At 70.5% G+C, this 25,663-nt stretch carries 24 protein-coding genes; 7 read left to right on the top strand and 17 right to left on the bottom strand.

Features of this window, described 5'->3' with window-relative positions:
- Nucleotides 1-262: 262 nt before the first annotated feature.
- Entirely contained in the window at nt 263-694 is a 432-nt protein-coding gene (locus ACFYT4_RS29475) for a peptidoglycan-binding protein (protein WP_389275571.1), read from the top strand.
- Nucleotides 695-734: 40 nt separating this feature from the next.
- Here the strand turns inward: ACFYT4_RS29475 and ACFYT4_RS29470 are convergent, their stop codons facing one another.
- The 6 genes from ACFYT4_RS29470 to ACFYT4_RS29445 all read right to left on the bottom strand — a co-directional run bounded on the left by ACFYT4_RS29470 (nt 735) and on the right by ACFYT4_RS29445 (nt 8,010).
- Nucleotides 735-2,372 (bottom strand): type VI secretion protein, encoded by a 1,638-nt coding sequence (locus tag ACFYT4_RS29470; RefSeq protein WP_389275568.1) that lies wholly within the window; start codon nt 2,370-2,372, stop codon nt 735-737.
- Nucleotide 2,373: 1 nt separating this feature from the next.
- Nucleotides 2,374-3,786, bottom strand: coding sequence for an ATP-binding protein (locus tag ACFYT4_RS29465; protein ID WP_389275565.1), 1,413 nt, complete (start codon nt 3,784-3,786; stop codon nt 2,374-2,376).
- An 18-nt stretch (nt 3,787-3,804) separates the two neighbouring features.
- Complete coding sequence (locus ACFYT4_RS29460) at nt 3,805-5,358, bottom strand: SCO6880 family protein (protein WP_389275562.1); 1,554 nt, start codon at nt 5,356-5,358, stop codon at nt 3,805-3,807.
- Nucleotides 5,359-5,363: 5 nt separating this feature from the next.
- Nucleotides 5,364-6,659 (bottom strand): hypothetical protein, encoded by a 1,296-nt coding sequence (locus ACFYT4_RS29455; RefSeq protein ID WP_389275559.1) that lies wholly within the window; start codon nt 6,657-6,659, stop codon nt 5,364-5,366.
- A complete protein-coding gene (locus ACFYT4_RS29450) occupies nt 6,649-7,506 on the bottom strand; it encodes a hypothetical protein (protein WP_389275556.1) in 858 nt (285 codons plus the stop codon). Before ACFYT4_RS29450 ends, ACFYT4_RS29455 begins: the two co-directional genes overlap by 11 nt.
- 195 nt (nt 7,507-7,701) lie before the next feature.
- The gene (locus tag ACFYT4_RS29445; RefSeq protein WP_389275553.1) at nt 7,702-8,010 is read right to left on the bottom strand and encodes a hypothetical protein; all 309 of its coding nucleotides are present in this window, start codon (nt 8,008-8,010) and stop codon (nt 7,702-7,704) included.
- Between the two features lie 658 nt (nt 8,011-8,668).
- On the opposite strand from ACFYT4_RS29445, the gene ACFYT4_RS29440 reads away from it, so the two are divergent.
- Together ACFYT4_RS29440 and ACFYT4_RS29435 are read left to right on the top strand one after the other, a co-directional pair.
- Nucleotides 8,669-9,685 (top strand): NlpC/P60 family protein, encoded by a 1,017-nt coding sequence (locus ACFYT4_RS29440; protein WP_389275577.1) that lies wholly within the window; start codon nt 8,669-8,671, stop codon nt 9,683-9,685.
- Nucleotides 9,686-9,959: 274 nt separating this feature from the next.
- Nucleotides 9,960-10,730, top strand: a complete 771-nt coding sequence (locus ACFYT4_RS29435) for a phosphatase PAP2 family protein (protein WP_389275550.1) — start codon at nt 9,960-9,962, stop codon at nt 10,728-10,730.
- Nucleotides 10,731-10,855: 125 nt separating this feature from the next.
- Here ACFYT4_RS29435 and ACFYT4_RS29430 read toward each other — a convergent pair whose 3' ends face one another.
- On the bottom strand, nt 10,856-11,068 hold the full coding sequence (locus ACFYT4_RS29430; protein WP_389275547.1) for a hypothetical protein: 213 nt from the start codon (nt 11,066-11,068) through the stop codon (nt 10,856-10,858).
- A 456-nt stretch (nt 11,069-11,524) separates the two neighbouring features.
- Nucleotides 11,525-11,722, bottom strand: coding sequence for a hypothetical protein (locus ACFYT4_RS29425; RefSeq protein ID WP_389275544.1), 198 nt, complete (start codon nt 11,720-11,722; stop codon nt 11,525-11,527).
- A gap of 149 nt (nt 11,723-11,871) precedes the next feature.
- On the opposite strand from ACFYT4_RS29425, the gene ACFYT4_RS29420 reads away from it, so the two are divergent.
- The gene (locus ACFYT4_RS29420) at nt 11,872-12,702 is read left to right on the top strand and encodes a hypothetical protein (RefSeq protein ID WP_389275541.1); all 831 of its coding nucleotides are present in this window, start codon (nt 11,872-11,874) and stop codon (nt 12,700-12,702) included.
- 80 nt (nt 12,703-12,782) lie between these two features.
- Complete coding sequence (locus tag ACFYT4_RS29415; RefSeq protein ID WP_389275538.1) at nt 12,783-12,959, top strand: hypothetical protein; 177 nt, start codon at nt 12,783-12,785, stop codon at nt 12,957-12,959.
- A 131-nt stretch (nt 12,960-13,090) separates the two neighbouring features.
- On the opposite strand, the gene ACFYT4_RS29410 is transcribed toward ACFYT4_RS29415, so the two are convergent.
- A complete protein-coding gene (locus tag ACFYT4_RS29410) occupies nt 13,091-13,456 on the bottom strand; it encodes a metal-sensitive transcriptional regulator (RefSeq protein ID WP_389275535.1) in 366 nt (121 codons plus the stop codon).
- Nucleotides 13,457-13,820: 364 nt separating this feature from the next.
- Here ACFYT4_RS29410 and ACFYT4_RS29405 point away from each other — a divergent pair, with 364 nt between their 5' ends.
- Both ACFYT4_RS29405 and ACFYT4_RS29400 read left to right on the top strand, forming a co-directional pair.
- A complete protein-coding gene (locus ACFYT4_RS29405; protein ID WP_389275532.1) occupies nt 13,821-14,441 on the top strand; it encodes a DUF47 domain-containing protein in 621 nt (206 codons plus the stop codon).
- A gap of 5 nt (nt 14,442-14,446) precedes the next feature.
- Complete coding sequence (locus ACFYT4_RS29400) at nt 14,447-15,445, top strand: anion permease (RefSeq protein ID WP_389275529.1); 999 nt, start codon at nt 14,447-14,449, stop codon at nt 15,443-15,445.
- 213 nt (nt 15,446-15,658) lie between these two features.
- Here ACFYT4_RS29400 and ACFYT4_RS29395 read toward each other — a convergent pair whose 3' ends face one another.
- The 8 genes from ACFYT4_RS29395 to ACFYT4_RS29360 form a co-directional block, all read right to left on the bottom strand.
- Complete coding sequence (locus ACFYT4_RS29395; protein WP_389275526.1) at nt 15,659-15,916, bottom strand: hypothetical protein; 258 nt, start codon at nt 15,914-15,916, stop codon at nt 15,659-15,661.
- A 471-nt stretch (nt 15,917-16,387) separates the two neighbouring features.
- Nucleotides 16,388-17,164 (bottom strand): phosphate ABC transporter ATP-binding protein PstB, encoded by a 777-nt coding sequence (pstB, locus tag ACFYT4_RS29390; RefSeq protein ID WP_389275523.1) that lies wholly within the window; start codon nt 17,162-17,164, stop codon nt 16,388-16,390.
- 30 nt (nt 17,165-17,194) lie between these two features.
- On the bottom strand, nt 17,195-18,271 hold the full coding sequence (pstA, locus tag ACFYT4_RS29385) for a phosphate ABC transporter permease PstA (RefSeq protein ID WP_389275521.1): 1,077 nt from the start codon (nt 18,269-18,271) through the stop codon (nt 17,195-17,197).
- Nucleotides 18,268-19,275: a phosphate ABC transporter permease subunit PstC gene (pstC, locus tag ACFYT4_RS29380; protein WP_389275518.1), complete on the bottom strand. Its 1,008-nt coding sequence runs from the start codon at nt 19,273-19,275 to the stop codon at nt 18,268-18,270. Before pstC ends, pstA begins: the two co-directional genes overlap by 4 nt.
- A gap of 246 nt (nt 19,276-19,521) precedes the next feature.
- A complete protein-coding gene (pstS, locus tag ACFYT4_RS29375) occupies nt 19,522-20,655 on the bottom strand; it encodes a phosphate ABC transporter substrate-binding protein PstS (RefSeq protein WP_389275515.1) in 1,134 nt (377 codons plus the stop codon).
- Between the two features lie 862 nt (nt 20,656-21,517).
- Entirely contained in the window at nt 21,518-21,946 is a 429-nt protein-coding gene (locus tag ACFYT4_RS29370; RefSeq protein ID WP_389275512.1) for an NUDIX hydrolase, read from the bottom strand.
- On the bottom strand, nt 21,946-23,205 hold the full coding sequence (locus ACFYT4_RS29365) for a CHAD domain-containing protein (RefSeq protein WP_389275509.1): 1,260 nt from the start codon (nt 23,203-23,205) through the stop codon (nt 21,946-21,948). Before ACFYT4_RS29365 ends, ACFYT4_RS29370 begins: the two co-directional genes overlap by 1 nt.
- Entirely contained in the window at nt 23,192-25,420 is a 2,229-nt protein-coding gene (locus tag ACFYT4_RS29360; protein WP_389275506.1) for an RNA degradosome polyphosphate kinase, read from the bottom strand. Before ACFYT4_RS29360 ends, ACFYT4_RS29365 begins: the two co-directional genes overlap by 14 nt.
- Nucleotides 25,421-25,663: the final 243 nt, after the last annotated feature.

Here is a 25,663-nt window from a genome sequence, read left to right as displayed (position 1 = left end):
GGACCCTGTGGGAGAGTAGGACACCGCCGAACAATTGTTGGCCGTGGTTCCTGGATTGTTTACAGTCCGGGAACCACGGCATTTTTGCGTTGTGGGTCAGAAGTCCCCACGCCTGATGGCTGCCCTCCGCCCTCGTGGCTGAGTGGGGCGGACCGTGTTGGCTAGTTCTCGCCAGGTCCTGTTCGGGTGCTTGTCCCGTGCCGTGCCGCTCGTCTACCTTGCTGGTAATCGCACATCTGTGCTACCTGACCGAGGGGGACACATGGCCATGGACATGAAGAGGAAACTGGTATCGATCGTGTCCGCGATGGGAGTCGCGGCGGGGTTAGTCGTGGTTGCGGCCGGGCCGGCCGCCGCGAGCCCCGGGTGCACCATCGCGGGCGCCATCGCAGCGGCCAACGGTTCCATCGTGGGCATGCCGATGTCCAGCAGTGGCGGGATTCACTGTCATCTGCAGCAGGGGTACGCCAGCCCTGCTGTGAAGGTTCTGCAGCAGTCGATCCGGCGGTGTTACGGGATCAACATCGTCGCCGACGGAAGGTTCGGGCCGCTGACGCGCAACGCCGTACTCACCGTGCAGCGGCGGGAGGGCATCTCCGCGGACGGCGTCTACGGACCCCAGACCCGGGACCACATGGCGCATGCCCTCATAGCCTGGGAGGAACAGCCGCCGGCCGGCTGTGCCCGGCTGTAGGGCTCTGGGACCCGGACGGGTCGGCTCCTAGCGGCAGTTCCTAGACGGGCAGGTCCGACTGCGGCCAGCGGGCGCGGGCCTGTTCGGCGGAGCGAAGGAGGACGAGAGTCGGGAGGCCCTGGTCCTGACCGGCGGTGAGGAGGTCGGGGAGCAGGGGGAGTGGGGCAACGGCTGCGACGTCGTCGAGGATGAGCGTCATTGGTGGGTCGAGCCGACCGTCGGATGACCGTGCGGCCATGCGGCGGCCGTGCTCGACCACGTCTGACGCCAGCGCGGTCAGCAGCGGCATCGCTCCGGGGTGGGCCTTGGGATCCTCAATGGGCTCGCCCACCAGATAGAGGGTTCCCCCTTCGTTGAGGAAAGATTCCAAGGTCAGGGAATCAGTTCTGTTCGGGGTGCAAGCCTCGCGGATATGGATCGAGGAAAGCGACGACAGGGCGCGGGCCACCAACTGCTGGGCGATCTCCCGGCGTTCGGGATGGGCGGTCAGCGCGGATTCGAGCAGACCGGCGAGTCCGGCGGTGGCCTGGGGATGCGTACGCAGGATACGGACGGCCTCCTGGGCGCCACCGCCCTGGGCCCAGCGGTGGACCTGCTTGAACGGGCGGCCGTCCACGGCGGCGGCGTGCAGCCAGCAGCGCAGGAGGGTGTCGGCGGTGTCCGCCATGGCCGTGTCGAGGACCGAGCGCGGGCGGACCGGGGCGAGGAGGGCGGTGGCGCGGGCCGCCGCGGTCGCGGCGTTGTCGCAGCCGGCCGTGGGGGACCAGTGGAGACGCGCGGGTGTGTCGCACAGATGCCCCGGGTCGTAGACCAGTACGGGGCCCAGTTTGGCGCGGGCGTCCTTGGTCTCCGCCCACACCGTGGGGTCGGAGGTGACGACAAGAGCGGCGCCCTCGGCGTCCCGTACGGCCTGGACCGTGGCGGGGCGGCGGGTGGCCGGATCGCCGAAGAGGACGCGGGGAACCCGGGGGGAGGGCACGGGGGTGTATCCCTGCCCGGTCGGCGGGCCCGCCACCGCCGCAGGCGGGGTGCCTTCCGTGCGCGGGGGCCGGGGGCCCTGTGCGGCAAAGGCGTGGGGCACGGAGGTGTCGGGCGCTGCCGGGACTGTGGGTGCCGGTTGGGCGGGGTGATGTGCGGAGCGCAGCTCGGGCTGCGGGAAGGACGGTGTGGGTGGGGGAGGCATGGGGCCCTGGGCGTCGGGCCGGTGGGCCGTGTCCTCAAGGGCGGGGGTGTCGTGCTCGTACGGCTGGTTCCGGTGCGTGCGGTCGGTGTGCGGGTCCGTCGGGCCCTTCCCGTAAGCGCGCATGCGGTCCCTGCGGGCTGCCCGGACGGCCTTCCAGCGGGCCAGGGTCCCGAGGACGAAGATCGTGAGGACGATCAGGACCATCAGTTCACTGATCGCGATGCCCCAGAAGAGGCCGTAGCCCGACAACTCGGCGGGGGGTGTGGTCGGCCAGGCGGCGGGGAGGTCCTGGGGGGAGGCGGCGAGTGAACGCACGGCCTGGGGGGTGTTCTTGAAGGTGACGCCCGTCGGCCACGAGCCGCGGCCGAGCAGGCCCGCGAGACCGGTGGCCGTCCAGACCAGCAGCAACAGGCTCAGAAGGAAGCCGAGCAGCCCCAACAGCAGGCCGTCCGGGACGCCTCCGCCGCCCGTTCTCTGCTGGTGCTGCTCGCGCATCTCATGCCACCGTCGACTCGGAGGAATCGTTGAGCTGCTGTTGTTCGATCAGGGCCGCGCGCTGCTCGGCCTCCCACTCCGCCGCCTCCAGATCCTCCGGGAGAGACGGGCGTGAGGACTCGGTCATGGCCCGGTCGGTGAAGACGAGGGGGCGCTCGGCCTCGGTGACGAGGTGTTTGACGACCTGGACATTGCCGTTGACGTCCCAGACCGCGATACCGGGAGTGAGGGTCGGGATGATCTCGACGGCCCAGCGCGGCAGTCCGAGGACCCGGCCGGTCGCTCGTGCCTCGTCCGCCTTCTGGGCGTAGATGGTGCGGGTGGAGGCCATCTTCAGGATGGCCGCCGCTTCCCGGGCCGCCGCGCCGTCGACGACGTCGGAGAGATGGTGGACGACGGCGACGAACGACAGGCCGAGGCGCCGGCCGAACTTCAGCAGCCGCTGGAACAGCTGGGCGACGAAGGGGCTGTTGATGATGTGCCATGCCTCCTCGACCAGGAAGATGCGCTTCTTCCGGTCGGGGCGGATCCAGGTGTGCTCCAGCCATACGCCGACGATCGCCATCAGGATCGGCATCGCGATCGAGTTGCGGTCGATGTGGGAGAGGTCGAAGACGATCAGCGGCGCGTCGAGATCGATGCCGACGGTCGTCGGGCCGTCGAACATGCCCCGGAGGTCACCGTCGACGAGCCGGTCCAGTACGAGGGCGACGTCCAGGCCCCAGGCCCGTACATCGTCTATGTCGACGTTCATCGACTCGGCGGACTCCGCCTCCGGGTGGCGCAGTTGCTCGACGATGTCGGTCAGGACGGGCTGGCGGTCGGTGATGGTCTCGTTGACGTAGGCGTGGGCGACCTTGAGGGCGAAGCCCGAGCGTTCGTCGAGGCCGTGGCCCATGGCGACTTCGATGATCGTACGCAGGAGGGCGAGCTGGCCGGTGGAGGTGATGGCGGGGTCGAGCGGGTTGAGCCGGATGCCGCCGTCGAGCGCGGTCATCGGGTCGAGGCGGATGGGCGTGATGCCCAGTTCCTGTGCCACGAGGTTCCACTCGCCGACGCCGTCCTCGCCTTGGGCGTCGAGGACGACGACCTGCCGGTCACGGAAGCGGAGCTGGCGCAGGACGTAGGTCTTCTCCAGCGCGGACTTGCCGTTGCCGGACTCACCGAGCACGAGCCAGTGGGGCGCCGGGAGCTGCTGGCCGTACAGCTGGAAGGGGTCGTAGATGTAGCCCTTGCCGCTGTAGACCTCGCGGCCGATGATCACGCCGGAGTCGCCGAGGCCGGGTGCCGCCGTGGGCAGATAGACGGCCTGGGCCTGCCCGGTGGAGGTGCGGACCGGCAGGCGGGTCGTCTCCACCTTGCCGAAGAGGAAGGAGGTGAACGCCTCGGTGAGGACAGACAGCGGATCTCGCATCAGGGCCCCTAACGGCGGCTATCGGCGGATGCCGGTCGCGAACGGCAAGGTGTTCACAAAGGCCCGGTGGTGCTCGCGGTCGCACCACTCCAGCTTCAGATACGACTTGCCGGCCGAGGCCCTGATCGTCCGCTTGTCCCTGGCCAGAGCCTCGGGGGAACGCGACGACACAGTGATGTACCCGACGAGATTGACGCCTGCCGCGCCGCTGGCGAGATCTTCACCTCGCTGGTCGAGCCGTCCGTGGGCCGCGATGTCGCGGGGGTCGACCGTGCGGTTCATCTTGGCGGCGCGGCTGGCGTCGGCCTCGTCGTTGGTCTTCTCGGTGAGCATGCGCTCGATGGCGACCTCCGTGGGTTCGAGGTCCATGGTGACCGCGACCGTACGGATCACATCGGGGGTGTGGACGAGCAGGGGGGCGAGGAAGTTGACGCCGACGGGGGTCATCGGCCACTCCTTCACCCAGGCCGTGGCGTGGCACCAGGGGGCGCGGGTGGAGGACTCGCGGGTCTTGGCCTGGAGGTAGGTGGGCTCCATGGCGTCGAGTTCGGCGGGCCAGGCGTTGCGCTTGGTCATGGCCTGGATGTGGTCGATGGGGTGGTCGGGGTCGTACATGGAGTGGACGAGGGAGGCGAGTCGGCCCTGGCCCAGCGGCTGGCGGACGCGGATGTCGGCCTCGGCGAGGCGGGCGCAGATGTCGGTCAGTTCCCGGGCCATGACGACGGCGAGGCCCGCGTCCTTGTCGATCCTTCTCGACTTGGTGGTCTGGCGGGCGGCGCGGGCCATGGCATGGGCCTCGGCGGCGAGTTCGCGGGTGTAGTGCATACAGGCGACGAGGTAGGCGCGGTGCTGCTCGCTGGAGGTGGACACCATCGACTGGAGCTGGTCGTACGAGTCGCGCAGCCAGACCGGGGCCCGGGTGTCGCCGCGCTGGGCGACGTCCTTGGCGTGGGCGTCGGGGTCGGCGGGGAGGGTACGGGCGAGCATCTGGAGGCGGGTGACGAAACCGTCGCCGTTGGCGACGTGCTTCAGGAGGGTGCCGAAGCGGTCGACGAGGGCCTCCTGGTCCTCGCTGTCGCGCAGGCCGACACCGGGGCCCTCGATCTCGATGGCGGCGGTGACGGTGCGGCGGTCGGCGTGCAGGAGTACGGCGATCTCGTCGGGGCCGAAGGGGGCGGCGAGCCAGTTGATGCGGCCGATGCCGGGGGGCGGGCCGACCTCGACCTCGCGGCCGTCCGCGCGGGTGCCGGCCTCGGGGGCGGCGGAACGGTAGACGGTGCCGGCGCGGACGGTGCGCTTGAAGCTGCGGTTGATCTCGAACCACCGGTAGAACGTACGGTGCTTGTACGGGACGTACACGGCGGCGAGGGCGAGCAGCGGGAAGCCCATCAGCAGCACGATGCGCGGGGCGAGGTAGGGGACCAGCAGTCCGCTCATCATGCCGAGGAACGCGCCGGCGATGATCAGGGCGATCTCGCCGGTCTCGCGGTTCTTGCCGACGATCGCGTTCGGCCGGGCGCGGCCGATGAGGTACGTACGCCGGGGCGCGATGGGATGGGACTGGGTGGTCAACGCCCTCAGCCTCCTGTGCTCTTGCGGTTGCTGTGCGGGGTGCTGCTTCCGGATGTGCCGCTACGGGGCGCGGGCGCGGCGGCCCCCGTACCGCCGGTGGGGCGGCTGCTGTGGGCGGCGACGCCTCCGCCCATGGGGTTGGAGGGGCGGGCGGCGGCGCTGCTCTCGCCGCCTCCGCCGGGGTTGCCCCGGGTGCTGTGGGTCTTGATGCCCTGGGAGACGAGGGCGGCGGGGGAGCTGATGACCGCGGCCGCGGCGTTCTCGGCGCCGCCCTGGAGGCGGTTGTTGCGGGAGGCGACGATCTCGTCGCCGAAGCCGGGGACGAAGCGGTAGATCATCGCGGACGCGAAGATGGCCAGGATGATGATCGCGAGCCCGGAGACGACGGCGGAGAAGGAGTCGGGCCCCTTGTCGGCCGAGAGGGCGCCGGCGAGGCCGAGCACGATGACGATGACCGGCTTGACCAGGATGATCGCGATCATGATGCCGGCCCAGCGGCGGACATGGCCCCACATGTTCTTGTCGACGAGCCCGGCGTAGACGACGACGCCGAGGAGGGCGCCGACGTAGAGGAGCACGGCGCGGATGAACAGCTCCAGGTAGAGCACTCCGGCGGCGAGCACGGTGACGAGCGAGACGACGATCAGCATGATCGGGCCGCCGCCGATGTCCGTGCCCTTCTTGAGCGCTTCGGAGAAGTTCCCGAAGAACATGTCCGTCTGGCCCTTGGTGCCGCCCGCGATGACCTCGGTGACGCCGTCCGTGGCGGAGACGAGGGTGTAGAGGATCAGGGGGGTGAACGCGGAGGCGAGGACCGTCAGCCAGAGGAAGCCGATGGCTTCGGAGACGGCGGTCATCAGGGGGACGCCGCGGATGGCGCGCTTGGCGACCGCGAGGAGCCACAGGAGGAGCGTGAGGATGGTGGCGGCGGCGAAGACGACGGCGTACTGGGAGAGGAAGGTGGTGTTCGTGAAGTCGACGGTGGCCGTGGACTTCACGGCCTTGGAGAGGGTGTCGACGGTCCACGAGGCGGCGTCGGCGCAGCCCTTCGCGAGGGAGGAGAGGGGGTCGAGGGCGTCGGTGGGGTTGCTGGGGGCGTTGCTGGAGTTCTCGCCGGTGCAGCGGTCCAGGGCGGGGCCGCTCAGCAGTTCGCAGCCCGGCTTCGTAGTGCTCGGGCTCGGTGCGGGTGTCGTCGGGGGCGGGGTCGGCGCGGCGGTGGCCCGGGCTGCCAGAAGCACCGCCGTGGCCTGGAGTCCGGCGACGGCGGCGGTGAGCGGGAGAGCGCGACGGCTAACGCGCATACGTGAACCCTCCGAACTGCTGGATGGCGTCGGCCATCTCCTGGGAGCCGGAGGCCCTCTGGTCGCGGCCGACCGGAACGGGACCGTCCTTCTGGGTGTAGTCGGTGACCTTCCAGTCGCCTCCGACCCACTTCAGATCGAGGACGGCCGTGTGCCAGCTCTCGGTGACCGGGGTCTTCGAATCCTCGCCGGCCAGTCCGAACAAGGCGGAGTACCAGACGGAGACCCGCGCGGACGTGCCGCTGGAGCTCTCTGTCTTGGCCCCGACGGGATTGAAGCGCGACACGAACATCATTCCGTCCGGTGCCTTGCCGTCGGCCTTCAGTCCGATGCCGGTGAGGAACTTCTCGTCGGAGTAGACCCTGTCGAGATCGCCTCTGCGGGCCTCCGCGACCTCGGGCGCGTACACGGTGTTCACGATCTCGTTCCGGCGGTTCTTGTCGTACATGCCGTCGGATCCCAGGGCCACCGCGTAGTTCGCCGCCGCGCTCTGCGCCCCCTGCTCGTCTCTCGCGTAGCCCGTCGGGATTCCGCCCGCCTTGCCCTCCACCGGCTTCACACCGGTGGCCGCCGTGGTCCGTGCTTCCGGGCCCTTGGCGGAGCCGGTGGGTTCGTCGTCGTCGCCGGGGCCGCCCCGGTTGGCGAAGGCGATCGCGGCGACGAGGAGGACCACGACGCCGACGACGGTGATGAGGGAACGGGAGTTGCGGACGGGGCGGCGGGCGCCGCCGTAGATGTCGGGGTCGGTGGCGCCGGGCAGTCGGGTGCGTGTCTGGCCCGTGCCGCCGAAGCCGTCGTCGGCGCGGCCCGGGTCGCCGCCGTAGCCGTGGTCGTCACCGGGGCTCATGCGCGTACTTCCCCTCGTACCCCTCGTGGGATGTCGCGCAGCACGACTCCGTGCCGTACGACGACGGTGGTCGTGCTGCTTTCCGCGCGGACGCGGTGTGGTGACTCGACATCGGGGAGACGCAACCTCTGAGGGTGGGCCGGGCACGCGGGGGAGAGGACGGAGGGAAGAGAGGGTCCGGGGCGTGCGGGTGGGTCAGACGGCCATCCCGTACACGATCGTGAAGACGGTCCCCAGTGACCCGATGATGAAGACTCCGGTCAGTCCGGCGACGATCAGGCCCTTGCCCTGTTCGGCGCTGAACGTGTCGCGCAGCGCGGTCGCTCCGATGCGCTGTTTGGCCGCGCCCCAGATCGCGATGCCGAGGCACAGCAGGATGGCCACCGCCATCACGACCTCGATCATCACCCGGGCCTCGCTTCCGAGGCTCCCGAAAGGCCCCCAGTTCGGGGCGATACCGCCGATGATGGTGGTGATGTCGCCCTTTTCGGCTGCCAGGATCATGTGTAACTCACCGCCCCTGTCGGGTTGTTCGCTGCCCGTACCCCTCGGCACGGGCCATCGCTCTATCTTCGCTGATGAAACCGCCCGCGTATGCCGACTTGGCGGGTCTCTTTACCCGATCTCCGCACGTATGACCGATCCTCGCCGCCCTGACCTGCGGGGAATGTGGACCGGTGGCACTGTGAGGAGCCCGTACCGTCACTCTGTGTATCACGCTGCGTGACTCCGGGCAATGACTGTCGTTGTTCCACCTTTGGGGCGATCCTCACGTTTTGTGGACAGGATGCCCGCTTTACGGCCGCCTGAGTCCCAGCCGACGCCGAAGCAGTCGGCTCCCACGTCTCTCCCGCCTCTCTCCCGTCCTTCTCCCGGTTCTCCTTCCGTACGGCCAGCGCGCCCTGCCGCCCGGGCCGGAGGGAGAGGCCGGCACGGCGACATACGGCCGCCGGGCGCCCAGGGCCGGGCGCCGGGCGGGTCCTGACGGTACGTGAGCCCGTGGCGGGAGGGGGTGAAAGAGGGCCGGGCAGGGCGCAGGGGGAGCGCATCCGGGGCACGGCGGCGGGGGTGCGGCGTCCCGGCGTCCGCCTCCTGAATCGGGGCGGCCGCACCTACACTGGCGCGGGGCGGCGGACTCCCCCGGGGTGAAGGGCGGTTGACGGTGCGTAAGGCGTGGCTGGTCGCGGGCGTGTCCTTCGGGGCGTGTCTCGCGTTTCTCGCGCTGCTCGTCGTGGGTACGTACTCCGCCGCCGCCGGGCTCTTCGGGGGCGGCGGCGGCAAGAACGGGTCCGTCGGCCTCGCCAAGGGGGCCGTGCCGGCCCGCTACCAGCCGCTGGTGCAGAAGTGGGGGAACCTCTGTCCCGCGATCAACCCCGCCCTGCTCGCCGCGCAGCTGTACCAGGAGAGCGGCTGGAACCCCAGGGCGCAGAGCCACGCCGCCGCGCAGGGCATCGCGCAGTTCATCCCCGGGACCTGGGCGGCGCACGGTGTCGACGGGGACAAGGACGGGGACCGGGACGTCTGGGATCCGGCGGACGCCATTCCGTCCGCCGCTTCGTACGACTGCAAGCTGGCCGGCTATGTGAAGAAGGCGCCCGGCGACCCGACGAACAACATGCTCGCCGCGTACAACGCGGGGGCGTACGCGGTCATCAAGTACGGCGGAGTCCCTCCGTACAAGGAGACGCAGAACTATGTGAAGGTCATCCGCACCCTGGAGAAGAGCTTCGCGCGGCCGGTCGGGCGGGTGGATCCCTCGCGGCAGGCGGCGGGGGCGATCAACTTCGCACAGCAGAAGCTCGGCACGAAGTACCTGTGGGGCGGGAACGGGACGCCCGAGCAGGGCGGGCGGTTCGACTGTTCGGGGCTGACCCAGGCCGCGTACCGGACGGTGGGGATCGAGCTGCCGCGGGTGGCGAACGACCAGTACAACGCGGGGCCTCATCCCTCGCGCGAGGAACTGCTCCCCGGTGATCTCGTCTTCTTCTCGGACGATCTCACCAACTCGCGGGCCATCAGACACGTCGGCATCTACGTCGGCGGCGGATACATGATCGACGCGCCGCGACCCGGCGCCGTGATCCGGTTCGACAAGATCGACACCGCGGACTACTTCGGGGCGACCAGGGTCACCGAGGATGGCGCGAAATCGCTCCCCAAGCTGCCCCCGCAGGCGTGACGGAGCGTCGGGCATGGCCGGAACTCTCCGTTGAGCCAAGGCCCTGAGCTGCGGTGATGTGTTTCTCTTCGATAACGTCATGGTGATCGTTCGGTAGAGAGTGGAACGTACACGCCGAATGAGCCGTTCCCTGGACGGAGCGGCCGCGACGATCGGGTGAGGACCCCGCGCGGCGGTCACCGGGCGCTGACCACGGGGGTGGTGGAGCGCGGCGCGCGCAGGCGGGCCGGCGCAGGACGACGACACGGCGATACAAGGCAAGGGGCCGCGGCAGATGGCTGGACTCGCAACGGGGGTCTCCCCGGCGGAGTCGGAGGTGGAGTTCTCCCTGGCGGAGTCGAGAGGGGCCTCGGGGCCCGATCTCAGCCTGCTTCATGACATCAACGGCCTGGCGAAGGCCGCTCCGCCCTGGTTCGACCGGGTCATGGGGTTCGTCGGCGAGTACGGCATCATGCTCGGGCTCGTCGTCGTCGCGCTCTGGTGCTGGTGGAGCGTTCGCCGGCGCGCGAGCGCCGAGGAGTCGGTCGCGGGTGTCGCCGGGCTCGTCTGGGCGCCGCTCGCCGCGGGTGTCGCGCTGCTGATCAACATCCCGATCCGCGGGTTCGTGGAGAGGCCGCGGCCGTTCGTGGACCACAAGAGCCTTGAGGTCCTCGTCACCGGGAAGACCGACTACTCCTTTGTCAGCGACCACTCCACGATGGCGATGGCGATCGCCGTCGGCGTCTTCCTCGCCCACCGGAAGTTCGGCTTCGCGGCGCTCGGTCTGGCGCTCGCCGAGGGCTTTCTGCGGGTCTACATGGGCGTCCACTACCCGACCGACGTGATCGGCGGATTCGCCCTCGGCACCGCCGTCACCCTGCTGCTCGCGCCTCTCGCGCAGGCCCTGCTGACCCCGCTGGTCTCGGCGGTCGCCGCGTCCGGGCGCACGGCATGGCTCGTACGGTCCAAGCGGTCGGCGTCCGGTGCGGGCGCGGGTCTGACAGAACCGCTCGGCATCCCCGAGCCGCGCTCGGACGGTACGGGGGAGAAGGACCTGGCGGCCTGATCCGCCCGGCGCCCGGGCGGATCACGGACCCGGGGGTCTCTCCCGGGGCCGTCCAGGGTTCGCGTGCCCCGGGCCCGCGGCCGTTGGGTAGGAGCGTCGGCTTCGGCGTGGGCGGCACGGAGGGCTCAGCGGCGGCCCCTGCTGCGGCGCTGATGGCGGCGCACGATCAGGACCGTGCCCGCCCCGGCTATCAGCCCGGTGGCGCCGACGGCGACCGAACTCTCGATCAGGCCGTCCGGCTTGGACGCGGTCGGGACGGGGCCGGGGGCGGCGGCGGACGCGGCGCCGCTGAGCGGGAGCGCCAGGGCCAGTGCCGTGGTCGCCGTCAGCGTGGCCATGCGGCCGCCTTTTCCGGTGCAGTGCCTGGTGGCGCCTGCGGGGACAGGGGCCGTCGAACGGTCCTCCGGGCAGTCCGCTGAACGGTTCGGGCCGTCGTGGTCTGTGGATCGGGTCATGGGAGGCACCTCGGTACGGAGGGAAAGGGGGTCCTTGATGTCAAGGGCACCGGTCCCGCTCCGCTTCGGCCATCCAGACGCCTCCGTCCGGGCGACCCGGCCGCGCGAGCACGCCTCCGCTCCCGGCGCCGGGGGTGTACGGGGCCGCAGTCGCCGCTGCCCCTAGGGCGTGTATCGAAAGTAGCGCCGTCCGCCCGGAGGGCGGGGCCTGCGGCGTCCGGTGCGTGCAATCGCAAGGCGGAGGGTCGCCCTCGTACTGGACGTACTTGGGCGATTCCGACAACGCAGCGAGTGTGCGTGCTGGGCGGCGCAGGCCAGGCGGGACTTTCGATACACGCCCTAGGCGCAGCCCGCCCGGGCCAGGGGCGCGGAGGCGTGCTCCGCGGCGTCCGTACGGGCCCGTTCGCGGGATCGACGGGCCGGTCCGCGCCAGCCGCAGCCGCACACGGCCACGGCGAACGAGCCCTGCTCGGTCGTGGTGGTGCGATGGGTGGGGGGAGGCGCCGGAGTGTCGTCGGTGGAGGCTTGCGGAGGCACGTCTCCACGGTACTGGTGCCGCCCGTCCACGGCTGCGGGGGTTCGCGCCACGCGGGGCGCCGCGTGACGGCGGGCTCCGGCGGTCGTTAGGCGGGGCGGGCGGAGGTCTCCGACGGATCAGCGGTTCCGGTGTTGGGGGTTGGCAGACGATGGTGGCGCAGGGGCACGGGCGCGGGGGCGGGATGTTCGCCGTCACCGCCGTCGTACTGGGGGCGATGGCGGTCGGCGGCTGTTCGGCGGACGCCGTGACCGGCGGGCGGCCGGGGCCGGCCGCGGCACGGGCGGCCGTGGTCGTCAGGGCGGCGGACACGCTGATCGAGGCGGGCAGTGCCAGGGCCCGTACGTCGATCGAGACGGTCACCGGCGGTACGCGGGTCACGATCCAGGGCGAGGGCGGCTACGACTTCGGCCGCCGGATGGGCCGGCTCACCGTCGTCCTGCCCAAGGACCCCTCGGGCGTGGTGAAGCACCGGCCGGTCACCGAGCTGATGACGCCCGGGGCGCTCTATATGAAGAACCGGGGCGCGGGGGTGCCCGCCGACAAGTGGGTGCGGATCGACACGACGACCCTGGAGGACGGGAATCTGGTCACCGGGGGCGCGACCGATCCGCTCGCGGCGGCCGAGCTGCTGCGCGGCGCGCGTGAGGTGACGTACGTCGGGAAGAAGCGGCTGTCCGGAGCGACGGTGCGCCACTTCCGGGGGCAGGCGGACATCGCGTACGCCGCGCGGGTCGCCCGGCCGCACGCGCAGGCGTCACTGATGGCGGCGGCGAAAGGGTTCGCCCGGGACACGGTGCCGTTCGACGCGTATCTCGACGAGGAGGGGCGGCTGCGGAAGGTGCGGCACCGCTTCAGTCTCGGGCAGGGGAGCGCCTCGGTGGGGGTGACGTCGACGACGGTTCTGTACGACTTCGGGGCGCCCGTGATCGTACGACTGCCCGACCGGCGAGACATTTACACCGGAAGGGTCAGGGCCTAAATGGTCCGGACGTGCCATGCGCTGTCCGTGCATCACTCCCTACGCTAGGAAGTCGACACCGGAGGAAGAGGTGAAAGCACGTGGCTCCGCCCAGTACGACGTTGGTTCAGGACCACGTGGCCCTCGCCGAGATCGAATTGTGTGGCGAGTTGATCATCGCGGCGTCCGCCGCGGACGGGGAGAGGCTGAGCCCGGCCCGTATCGACGAGGTGCTGAAGGTGGCGGCTGAGCGGGCGGCGCTCGCGCAGCCGGACTGACGGAGATGCCGTAAGGGCAGGGGCGGTGCCGCCCCTGCCCTGCCGTATGTCCGCGCCCCTCGGCGCATCCGTCCCGCGGCCGTCCTCCCGTGTCGCGCGGACCGGGAGCGGTGCCGGGAGGACGGGCCGGATCAGGTGCGCATCATGCGGGCGATGGCCTTGGTGGCTTCCTCCACCTTCGCGTCGATCTCATTGCCCCCCTTGAGGGCCGCGTCGGCGACGCAGTGGCGCAGATGCTCCTCCAGGAGCTGGAGGGCGAAGGACTGCAGGGCCTTGGTGGACGCCGAGACCTGGGTCAGTATGTCGATGCAGTAGACGTCCTCGTCGACCATGCGCTGGAGGCCGCGGATCTGGCCCTCGATCCGGCGCAGCCGCTTGAGGTGCTCGTCCTTCTGCTTGTGGTACCCGTGAACGCCCTGGTCATGATCGGTGACCGGAGCGCCCTCGATCCGGGGGGTGTCGGTGACCGGGGGGCCGGCCGCCTCGGTGGTCGTCATCGGGTCCTCCCGTTGTCCTGGCGTCTGTCTGTCCGTGCCGCGCTGCCACGGCCGCCGCCGCGGTGGGTGCGCCGCCGGTGGGGCCGCCGGGTGGAGAAGGCGGTCCGGGTGCCGGTGGCGGCCGGTGCGTGGGCAAAAGCATGCGGTGTTCAGTATCCGGGGTGTATACCCCTCACGGGTATATGGTACAGAACCGCGCCGGTGAGGTGCGGCGGAAGGCGGGTATACGGGTGACGGACGGCTGCCGGGGCCACATGATGATCACACTGATCCATGGGCGACACTGAAGAAAGCCGGTTGGCCGTGGCCGGATGAATGCACCTAGCATCAGCCTGTCCGAATCCAAGCACCCCGAGGACCCCACGTGCGATTTCGTCTGACCCCCAGGGAGACGAGCTTCTACGACATGTTCGCCGCGTCCGCGGACAACATCGTCACGGGCTCCAGGCTCCTGATGGAACTGCTCGGGGCCGATGCTTCTTCCCGGAGCGAGATCGCGGAGCGGATGCGGGCCGCGGAGCACGCGGGCGACGACGCCACCCATGCCATCTTCCACCAGCTGAACTCCTCCTTCATCACGCCCTTCGACCGCGAGGACATCTACAAGCTCGCCTCCTCCCTCGACGACATCATGGACTTCATGGAGGAGGCCGTCGACCTCGTCGTGCTCTACCAGGTCGAGGAGCTGCCCAAGGGGGTCGAACAGCAGATCGAGGTCCTGGCCAGGGCCGCGGAGCTGACGGCGGAGGCCATGCCGCATCTGCGGACCATGGACAATCTCACCGAGTACTGGATCGAGGTCAACCGGCTGGAGAACCAGGCGGACCAGATCCACCGCAAGCTTCTGGCCACGCTGTTCAACGGCAAGTACGACGCCATCGAGGTCCTCAAGCTCAAGCAGATCGTCGATGTGCTGGAAGAGGCCGCGGACGCCTTCGAACACGTCGCGAACACCGTGGAGACCATTGCGGTCAAGGAGTCCTGAAGCTTGTGGACACCTTCGCTCTGATCGTGACGATCGGCGTCGCGCTCGGATTCACGTACACCAACGGCTTCCACGACTCCGCGAACGCCATCGCGACCTCCGTCTCCACACGCGCGCTGACCCCGCGGGTGGCGCTCGTGATGGCCGCGGTGATGAACCTCGCGGGAGCCTTTCTCGGGCAGGGTGTCGCCAAGACCGTCAGCGAGGGGATCATCGAGACGCCCCACGGCAGCCAGGGGATGGGCATCCTCTTCGCCGCGCTCGTCGGCGCGATCGTGTGGAACCTCGTCACCTGGTACTTCGGACTGCCGTCCTCGTCTTCCCACGCCCTGTTCGGCGGCATGGTGGGCGCGGCGCTCGCCGGAGGCACGGAGGTCATCTGGTCGGGGGTGCTGGAGAAGATCGTCATCCCGATGTTCGTCTCGCCGTTCGTCGGGCTGATCGCGGGCTATCTGGTGATGGTCGCGATCCTGTGGATCTTCCGCCGGGTGAACCCCAGCAAGGCGAAGCGGGGTTTCCGTATCGCCCAGACGGTCTCCGCCGCGGCGATGGCGCTCGGGCACGGCCTCCAGGACGCGCAGAAGACGATGGGCATCGTGGTGATGGCCCTCGTCATCGCCGATGTCGAGCAGCAGGGCGACGCGATCCCGGTCTGGGTCAAGATCGCCTGTGCGGTGATGCTCTCGCTGGGCACCTACGCCGGCGGCTGGCGCATCATGCGGACCCTCGGCCGCAAGATCATCGAACTGGACCCGCCGCAGGGATTCGCCGCCGAGACCACCGGCGCGTCGATCATGTTCGGCTCCGCCTTCCTCTTCCAGGCACCCATCTCCACCACCCATGTGATCACCTCGGCGATCATGGGCGCCGGTGCGACGAAGCGGGTCAACGCGGTTCGCTGGGGCGTCGCGAAGAACATCGTCCTCGGCTGGTTCATCACGATGCCGGCGGCCGCGGCGGTGGCGGCGATGAGCTACGGGATGGTCTACCTGGCCTTCGGCTGACGGCCTCCGGGCTGGGCTTCTCCCCGATACGGCTCGGGGGGCGCGGGCTTCTCCCCGATACGGCCCACGGGCCCGGATTTCTCCGTTACGGCTCCGGGGCGCGGGATCCAGGGGCCGGGAGGGGCGGATGGGCTCAGTGCCCGGCGGGGCTGCGGGGTTTCACATGCTGCGGGGCTCAGGGGCCCGTATCGCCGGTTCCCAAGCCAGTACCAGTTACGGGCCCGCGCCCGGGGGAGCCGGCGCCGTGGCCGGAGCCGACCGGTGGGGCAGGGGGCTGTCCGCCGGTGCGTCGTCGCCGGGAGCCGGGGAAGGGGCGAACGGCCCCGCGCGGTTGGCCATCAGCACCAGCAGCGCGGCCAGTGCCAGCACGGCGGCGGCGATCAGGACGCGGCCCAGCGGGTTGCGGGAGTTGTAGACGTAACGGTTGGTGCCCCACGTGCTCCGCCGGAAGACCCGCTCGTCGTCGTCCACAGGCCGGATTTTACGGGGGCGGGTACCGCGCCGACACGGGCGCGGTCACGGAGAGACGGGCGGTTCGCCCGGCACGGCGCGGGTGGGACGGCCCCGGCACCTTCCTGCGCAGCCCGCAGGCCCTGCGGGAGGGCGGGTCCCGGTGGCGCAGGGTCCCGGTGGGGAGCAGCGAGGACAGGGCGGGCAGGAGCGCCCCGCGGTCCCGGTGAGGAGCCCGGACACGGTCCGGCGGGAGAGGCTGCCCTTCCAGAGGCGTGGACAGGCGGGTGGGAGCGCCACTCCCGTAAGAGTGTCGACAGGCCCGGCCAGGCGAGCGCGGTGCGGGAACACGCGAGTGGGCCCGCCCCCGGGAGGGGCGGGCCCTTCGCCTCGCGGTGGCACCGCCATGCAGCACCGCAGGACGCCTTGGGGCCGCCGCCGCGTCCGCGGCAGCGCGGCGGTGCGGTGCGCGGAGTGCGGCGGCCGTGGGGATCAGCCGAAGCGGCCCGAGATGTAGTCCTCGGTCGCCTGGACCGAGGGGTTGGCGAAGATGCGCTCCGTGTCGTCTATCTCGATCAGCTTGCCGGGCTGGCCGACCGCCGCCAGATTGAAGAAGGCGGTGCGGTCGGAGACTCGCGCGGCCTGCTGCATGTTGTGGGTGACGATGACGATCGTGAAGCGCTCCTTCAACTCCCCGATCAGATCCTCGATCGCGAGCGTGGAGATCGGGTCGAGAGCCGAGCACGGCTCGTCCATCAGCAGGACGTCCGGCTCCACCGCGATCGCGCGGGCGATGCACAGACGCTGCTGCTGGCCGCCGGACAGGCCCGAGCCGGGCTTGTTGAGCCGGTCCTTGACCTCGTTCCAGAGGTTCGCGCCCCTCAGCGACTTCTCGACGACGTCCGCGAGCTGGTTCTTCTTGTACGAGCCGTTCAGCCGCAGCCCCGCCGCGACATTGTCGTAGATCGACATCGTCGGGAACGGGTTCGGGCGCTGGAAGACCATGCCGACCGTGCGGCGCACCGCGACGGGGTCGACGTTCGAGGCGTACAGATTCTCGTCGTCCAGGAGCACCTTGCCCTCCACGCGGCCACCGGGGGTGACCTCGTGCATCCGGTTCAGGGTGCGCAGAAACGTGGACTTGCCGCAGCCGGAGGGGCCGATGAAGGCCGTCACCGAGCGGGGCTCCACCGTCATCGAGATGTCCTCGATCGCCTTGTGGGAGCCGTAGAAGGCCGTCAGTCCGCTGACATCGATTCGCTTGGCCATGAGTTCAGTTCACTTCCCGGGTGCCGCGCGTCAGCGGCTGGTCTTCGGGGCCTTCCAGCGGGCGATGCCGCGGGCGACCAGATTGAGGATCATGACGAAGGCGATCAGGACCAGGGCGGCGGACCAGGCGCGGTCGTACGACGCCTCGCTGCCGACCCGGTACTGCTCCCAGATGTAGAAGGGAAGCGAGGACTGGGCGCCTTCGAACGGGTTGGTGTTGATCAGCTGGCTGCCGAAGACCAGCAGCATGATCGGCGCGGTCTCACCCGCGATACGCGCGATCGCGAGCATCACACCGGTGGTGATGCCGCCGAGCGCGGTCGGGATGACCACCTTGAGGATCGTGCGCCACTTCGGTACGCCCAGGGCGAGGGACGCCTCGCGCAACTCGTTCGGGACGAGCTTGAGCATCTCCTCGGTGGAGCGGACCACGACGGGGATCATCAGGATCGCCAGCGCCAGCGCGCCCATCAGACCGGACGGGCTCAGCTCGAACATCAGCATGATGGAGAGCAGGAAGAGGCCCGCGACGATCGACGGGATGCCGGTCATGACGTCGACGAAGAAGGTCACGGCCTTGGCGAGCGCGCCCTTGCCGTACTCGACGAGGTAGACCGCGGTCAGCAGGCCGATCGGCACCGAGACCAGGGTGGCGAGACCGACCTGCTCCAGCGTGCCGATGATGGCGTGGTAGACGCCGCCGCCGGCCTGGAAGCCGGGGACTCCGGCCATCGAGTGGGTCAGGAAGTAGCCGTCGAGGACCTTCACACCCCGGCTGACGGTCACCCAGATCAGGGAGAACAGCGGGACGACGGCGAGGATGAAGCAGACCCAGACGATGCTGGTGGCCAGCCGGTCCCTGGCCTGCCGCTGGTTCTCGACGACCGATGTCACGGTGTACGAGACGGCCATGAAGAACAGGGCCGAGAGCAGGCCCCACTGCGTCTTGCTCTGCCATCCGGCGACCGCGCCGAGGCCGCAGCCCAGCACGATGCCGGCGGCGGCGAAACCGGCCGGTGCCCAGCGGGGCAGGGAGCGGCTGGTGAGGCCGCCGCGCTTGCCCGTGGGGGCCGGGGCGGGCCTGTCCTGTACTGCTGTCCGGGTCATGCGTTGGCCCCCGAGTACTCCTTGCGGCGGGCGATGATCAGCCGGGCCGCGCCGTTGACCAGCAGGGTGAGGATGAACAGCACCAGTCCGGAGGCGATCAGGGCGTCCCGCCCCAGCTCATTGGCCTCGTCGAACTTCGCGGCGATGTTCTGGGCGAAGGTGCCTCCGCCCGGATTGAGCAGATGGGCCGAGATGACGAAGCTCGGCGAGAGGACCGTGGCGACGGCCATCGTCTCGCCGAGCGCGCGCCCGAGGCCCAGCATCGAGGCGGAGATGACACCGGAGCGGCCGAAGGGGAGGACCGACATCCGGATGACCTCCCAGCGGGTCGCGCCGAGCGCGAGGGCCGCTTCTTCATTCATACGGGGGACCTGGAGGAAGACCTCACGGCTGACGCTGGTCACGATCGGCAGGATCATGATCGCGAGCAGGATGCCCACGGTGAACAGTGAGCGGGCGACGCCGACCTCGGTCTTCTCGAAGATATAGGTCCAGCCGAAGAAGTCGTCCAGCCAGAGGTTGAGGCCCTCCAGATACGGGACGAGGAAGAGCGCGCCCCAGATGCCGTAGATGATCGACGGCACGGCGGCGAGCAGATCGACGACGTACGCGATGGGGGTGGCGAGCCTGCGCGGCGCGTAGTGCGAGATGAACAGCGCGATGCCGACCGCGATCGGGACCGCGATGACCATCGCGATGACCGAGCTGACGATCGTGCCGAAGAGGAGTACCGCGATGCCGAACACGGGCGGGTCGCCCGCCGGGTTCCAGTCGAAGGTGGTGAGGAAGTTGCCCTCGTCCTTCGAGATGGCGATCGCGGCGCGATAGGTGAGGAACGCCGCGATCGACGCCATGATCACCAGGAGCAGGATGCCGGAGCCGCGGGACAGACCGAGGAAGATCTTGTCGCCCGCGCGGCCGGTGGACGTGCTCCCGGTGACGGGCGGAGCGGCCGGTCCCGGGGGAGGGGAGTCCAGAGGTTCTATGGGTGTGGTGGAAGCCATGTCTTTCCGGTCTGTGTGGGGGAGCGGTGGCTCCCCTGGCGGCGGTGCACCGGATGGGGTGGTGGGTGGCGACAGGCGGGGGGCGGGTCCCGGGCCCGGGTGCCCCGTCGCCTGTCGTTCCGTCCTACTGCTGTGTTGCCGACTGCTGTCCTGCTGCTGAGGTACGTGCTGCGCCGGTCCGGTGGGGGCCGGTACCGGCGCGGTGCGGCCGTGTGCGCGCGGCCGCACCACGCTGGCGGCTCCGGGTCAGCTCAGGCCCGCGACGGTCTCCCGGACCTTCGCGTTGATCTCGGCCGGGATCGGGGCGTAACCGGCGTCCGTGAGGACCTTCTGGCCCTCGTCGCTCGCGGTGTAGCCCAGGAAGGACTTGACCGTGCCGAGGGTGTCGGCCTTGTTGCCGGTGTCGCAGACGACCTCGTAGGTCACCAGGACGATCGGGTAGGCGCCCTCCGCCTTGGTGGCGTAGTCCAGCTCCAGGGCGAGGTCCTTGCCGGTGCCCTTGACCTTGGCGGCGGCGATGGCCTTGGAGGCGTTCTCCGAGGTGGCCTTCACCGGGGCCGCGGCACCGGTGTCGATGTCGACCGTGGGAATGGACTGCGAGGTGGCGTACGACAGCTCGAAGTAGCCGATCGCGCCGTCGACCTGCTTGACCTGCGCGGCGACACCGGAGGAGCCGGAGGCGGCCTGGCCGCCGGGCGCGGGCCACTTCTTCTCGGCCTCGTACGGCCAGTCGGCCTTCGCGGTCTTGCCGAGGTACTTGCCGAGGTTCTGCGTGGTGCCGGAGTCCTCGGAGCGGTGGAACGCCTGGATCGCCTTGTCCGGGAGCGACACGCCCTCGTTCAGCTTGGCGATCGCCGGGTCGTTCCACTTGGTGATCTTGCCGTTGAAGATCTTGGCGATGGTGGAGGAGTCCAGGCTCAGATTGTCGACACCGGAGAGGTTGTAACCGATCGCGATCGGGCCGCCGACCATGGGCAGGTTGATGCCCTGGCCGTTCTTGCAGATCTTCTTGGAGTCGGCGACCTCGTCGTCCTTGAGGGCGGAGTCCGAGCCGGCGAAGCCGACGGTGCCCTGGTTGAAGGCGACGATGCCCTCGCCGGAGGAGGACGACTTGTAGTTGATCTCCACGCCCGAGCAGGCGGCCATGTAGTTCTTGACCCACAGGTCCATGGCGTTCTTCTGCGCGCTGGAGCCGGAGGCGAGCAGCTTGCCCTTGGCGCCGTCGCACTTGATGTTCGAAGCGGCGCTGGTCTTGTCGCCGGTGCCGCTCGTGCCTCCGGCGTTGTCGTCCGAACCACACGCCGTGAGGACCAGGGCGCCGGTGACGGCGAGGGCGCCGAGCGCGGTGGCGCGAAGCCCGTTCTTGCGCTGAAGCTTCACTTTCGGGTGTTCCTTCCAGGAGCCGCCTGGACGCTGACCGATGTCGGAGACGTGTGGGGCGGCGTGTGTCGGTGGTGGGGTGTGCCGGCCGTGTGCCGGTTACCTCGTACGGCTGAAACTAGGCAGATCAGGTGACGTGTCCCGAGGGGGAGAGTGAACGGGAGGTGAACCGTGTCGGGCGGCTGGGTGCTTGATCGCACGGAGCGCCGGAACCTCCCCCTCCGGCCTTGTGGCCTGGGGTGTTCGCCGGGCCGGGGGAGAGCTGCGGCCGGAATGTGAGGATCCGGTACCGCCGTGCACTCCGGTGCGGCCGAGCCCTGCGGGCGGCGTGGGGCGGCATGGGGCACTGGCCGGTTGTGTGGGTGGGGGCACTGTCGGCAACCTAGTGCCGGGGGTGGCACGGGTGCCAGGAGCACATGGGTGACGTCCACCGGGGTGACGGAGCGACCGTTCTCGTACGGCAGTGCGGTCCGTCGCCCGGGAGCGTGCAGCACGGCCGGGCCGCCCGTCCCGGGTCCCGGGTACGGGCCCACGGTCAGGTGCGGGGTCCTGGGGCTGGGTACGGGCCCACGGGTCCGGTGCGGGGTCCCGTGGTCGGGTACGGGCCCACCGGTCCGTACAGGTCTCGCCGCCGTGGTCCCGGCAGCCCGGTCTCACGGCCGGGTCCCGGTGTGGGGTGCCCTACCCGCTCTCCGTCCCGGGGGTCCGGTACGGGATCCACGGCGGGCCGACGGGGCGTCAGGAGCCGAAGGGCCCGGCCACCCGCCCCACGCACGTCACCCGCCCCGCACATGACCCCCCGGCGCCCGTCACCCGTGAGGGCGGGTCACACGGGCGGGAGAGGGTCACCCGCGGGAGCGAGTCACCGCTCCCCGCCCGCCCGGTGCAGCGCGTCGAGGAAGTCCCCGACCAGATCGCGGTCCCGGGGCTGGGTCAGCCGCTCGCGGGCCGCCGCCGGGGGGAGCCAGAGCAGCCGGTCCACCTCACGGTTCGGCGCGAAGACCCCGCCGGTCGCCTCCGCGGCCCAGTAGCGGACCTCCTTGGGGCGGCCCTCGACCAGGTAGTGGGCCGTGGGGAGGGAGGGGCCGAGGTCGCAGGCCATGCCCGTCTCCTCCAGCACCTCGCGCACGGCCCCGGCGCGCGCGTCCTCACCGTGCTTCAGTTTCCCCTTGGGGTGGGACCAGTCGTCGTACCTCGGCCGGTGTACGAGACAGATCTCCGGGCTCTCGGCCCCGTACGGGGAGCGGCGCCACAGGACGCAGCCCGCCGCCCGGATCGTGGTGTCGTCCATCAGGCCCTCGCCTTCACCGCGATGGAGCCCGGCCAGATCTCCTGGAACGCGAACCGGGCCGCCTCGACCTCATGGCGCTGATCGGCGTGCAGGACACCGAGGGCGTACGCCGTCGCCGGGGCGATGCGCGGGGTGCGCGCCGCCGCCGCGGCGGCCTCCGCGGCCTCGGCGGCGTCACGGTGGCGGTCCAGCAGGCGGCCCGCCCGGGTGAGGACGGGGGCCGAGGCGTCCGGGCGCAGGGCCTCCAGGACCTCCAGGGCGTACCGGTGCAGCCGCAGCAGCCGGCGGACCTGGTGCCAGGGCGCGTCCTGGGACTCCTCCGCCGGGGCGGCGGCCAGACCGTGGACGAGCGCGTCCGCGTTGTACGGATGGCCCGCCCGGCTCAGCGGCAGTGCGGTCACCGCCTCCAGCAGCCGCCGTTCCGCCGTTTCGGCCGACGGGAACAGCACCTCGGCGGCCGGTGAGGCCGCGACCGGCCCGAGCGGCAGTTCCGAGGCGAGCACGGCGACGGCGTCCGCGACCGCGTGGAAGCGGGAGGAGCCGAGCGCCTGGAGCGCGGCGGAGTGCGCCCGGGTCCGTGCCAGGGTCAGCTGCCGCTCTAGCAGTGCTCCGGCCCGTGCGGCGCCGACCGTGACGGTGCCGGCCGCCGGGGCCGTGCCCGCGCCAGGGCCCCCGGCCGGTCCGGACCCCTGCCGTCCGCCGCGCGGTGCGGGCGCCGGTGACACCCCCGACAGCCGTGACAGGGCGTCCAGCAGCCGGTTCAGCTGTGAGGTGCAGGCGTGTTCCCGGGCCAGCGTGGCGGAGAGCCAGGCCAGCTCCGCCCGGAGTCCGTCCGCCCACACGGGGTCGAGCAGCGGGCGGAAGGTGTGCAGGGTGCCGCTGATGCGCCGGGACGCCATCCGCAGACAGCGGGCGGCCTCCGCCACGGCGGCCGTGTCCGCCCCGCTCTCGCCGTGCAGGCGCAGACTGCGCAGGAAGTCGCCCGCCCGCGCGTGCAGATACGCGGCGAGCGTGTCGCCCGCGGGTCCCGCCGCGGAATCCCGTACGGGAGCACCGGCCCGGCCACCGGTCGCGGCCGGCACCCCGGCCGGCGCCGCCGGTGCCTCTGCCGGAACCCCGGCCGGAATCGCCGCCTCCACCGGAACCCCGGCCGGAGCCACCGCGGCCACGACCCCGGCCGGCGGTTCGGGAACCCCGGAGCCCACCGGGGCGTCATGCCCCTGCCGCGGGACACGGGACGACAGATCAGGGCTGTGCACGCCTGCGCCTCCGGGCGTCAATGAGCATCTCCTGGACATTTCGCAGCGGCTGCCCGTCCGCGTCCGTCGAGTGCCGGGTCCAGGCACCGTCCGGGCCCAGATGCCAGGACGAGGTGGTGTCGGACATACCCGTCTCCAGGAGCCGGGTGAGCGCCGCGCGGTGGGCGGGGTCGGTGACCCGCACCAGCGCCTCGATACGGCGGTCCAGATTGCGGTGCATCATATCGGCGCTGCCGAACCACACCTCGGGCTCACCGCCGTTGCCGAAGGCGAAGATCCGCGAGTGCTCCAGGAAGCGCCCGAGGACCGAGCGCACCCGGATGTTCTCCGAGAGACCGGGCACGCCGGGCCGGATCGCGCAGATCCCCCGTACCCAGATGTCCACCGGCACACCGGCCATCGCCGCCCGGTAACAGGCGTCGATGATCGCTTCGTCGACCATCGAGTTGGCCTTGATACGGACATACGCGGGCCGCCCGGCACGGTGGTGCGCGGCCTCCTTGTTTATCCGCGAGACCAGACCGTCGCGCAGCGACTTGGGCGCGACGAGGAGCCGGCGGTAGGTCTCGCGCCGCGAGTAGCCGGACAGCCGGTTGAACAGGTCGGACAGGTCCGCGCCGACCTGGGGGTCGGCGGTCAGCAGCCCCAGGTCCTCGTAGAGCCGCGCCGTCTTGGGGTGGTAGTTGCCGGTGCCGACGTGGGAGTAACGGCGCAGGATCTCGCCCTCCTGGCGTACCACCAGGGACAGCTTGCAGTGCGTCTTCAGGCCGACGAGCCCGTAGACGACATGGCAGCCCGCCTCCTCCAGCTTGCGCGCCCACTTGATGTTGGCCTGCTCGTCGAACCGGGCCTTGATCTCGACGAGGACGAGCACCTGCTTGCCGGACTCGGCCGCGTCGATCAGCGCGTCGACTATCGGCGAGTCGCCGGACGTGCGGTACAGCGTCTGCTTGATCGCGAGGACGTCCGGGTCGCCCGCGGCCTGCTCCAGGAACGCCTGCACGGAGGTGGAGAAGCTGTCGTACGGGTGGTGCAGCAGGACGTCACGCTCGCGCAGCGCCATGAAGATGTCGGGCGCGGACGCCGTCTCGAACTCGGCGAGGTCCCGGTGCGTACCCGCGATGAACTTCTGGTACTTCAGCTCCGGCCGGTCCAGTGCCGCTATGCCGAAGAGACCGGTCAGATCGAGCGGGCCGGGCAGCGGATAGACCTCGGCGTCGGAGATCTTCAGCTCGCGCACGAGCAGATCGAGGACGTACGGATCGATCGACTCCTCGACCTCCAGGCGTACGGGAGGCCCGAAGCGCCGCCGCATCAGCTCCTTCTCCAGCGCCTGGAGCAGATTCTCGGCGTCGTCCTCCTCGACCTCCAGGTCCTCGTTCCTCGTGACCCGGAACATGTGGTGCGCCAGCACCTCCATGCCGGGGAACAGCTCCTCCAGATGAGCCGCTATGACGTCCTCAAGAGGTACGTAGCGCTGCGGGGAGGCTTCGAGGAAGCGGGACAGCAGCGGCGGCACCTTGACCCGGGCGAAGTGGCGATGGCCGCTGACCGGGTTGCGCACCACGACCGCGAGGTTGAGCGACAGCCCGGAGATGTACGGGAAGGGGTGCGCCGGGTCCACCGCCAGCGGGGTCAGCACCGGGAAGATCTGCTGCCGGAACAGGGTGAACAGGCGCGCCTGCTCCTTCTCCGTGAGGTCCGGCCAGCGGATGAGGTGGATGCCCTCCTCGGCGAGCGCGGGGGACACGTCCTGCTGGAAACAGGCGGCGTGCCGGGCCATGAGCTCGCGCGAGCGCGTCCAGATCAGATCCAGGACCTCGCGCGGCTGCAGGCCGGACGCGGACCGGGTGGCGACCCCGGTGGCGATGCGGCGCTTGAGTCCCGCGACCCGGACCATGAAGAACTCGTCCAGGTTGGACGCGAAGATCGCGAGGAAGTTAGCCCGTTCGAGTAGCGGGGTGGCGGGATCCTCGGCCAGTTCGAGCACCCGCTCGTTGAACGCGAGCCAGCTGCGCTCCCTGTCCAGGAACCGCCCGGGGGGAAGCTCCGTGCCGGAGCCGTTGTGGTCTTCCTCGTACCCGTCGAGATCCGCGTCGAGATCCGGCTCCAGATCCGACACCGTGGCGGCGACGGTGTGCGGCCGGTGCGCGGCGATCGAACCGACGGACGGCTGGGGGTGCTGAACCGATGCCTCGGCAGGCTGCTGACTCATAAACCCATTCTTCCGCGTGGAAGGGGTGACAGGCGCGTCGGAGAGTGCCGGGAGGAGGTGGATTTTCCCGTTGGGGGAGCCTGTCCGTGGCGGGGGGACGGAGTCGGGCACAGCTGGCTGCATGGGGCGAGGGTCGCAAGACAGTCTGAATGCCCGGTAACGACGACATGACATACGGGAACCGGAGGCGGGCCCTCGCCGGAGAGTCGGGGGCATCCGGGCCGGTGGGGGCCTCCGGGGCCG

Origin of the sequence: Streptomyces sp. NPDC004609 (genome assembly GCF_042873655.1) — a bacterium.
Lineage (GTDB): Bacteria > Actinomycetota > Actinomycetes > Streptomycetales > Streptomycetaceae > Streptomyces.
The sequence above is the reverse complement of the archived record's forward strand: the minus strand, read 5'-3'. Positions and strand labels throughout refer to the sequence as shown.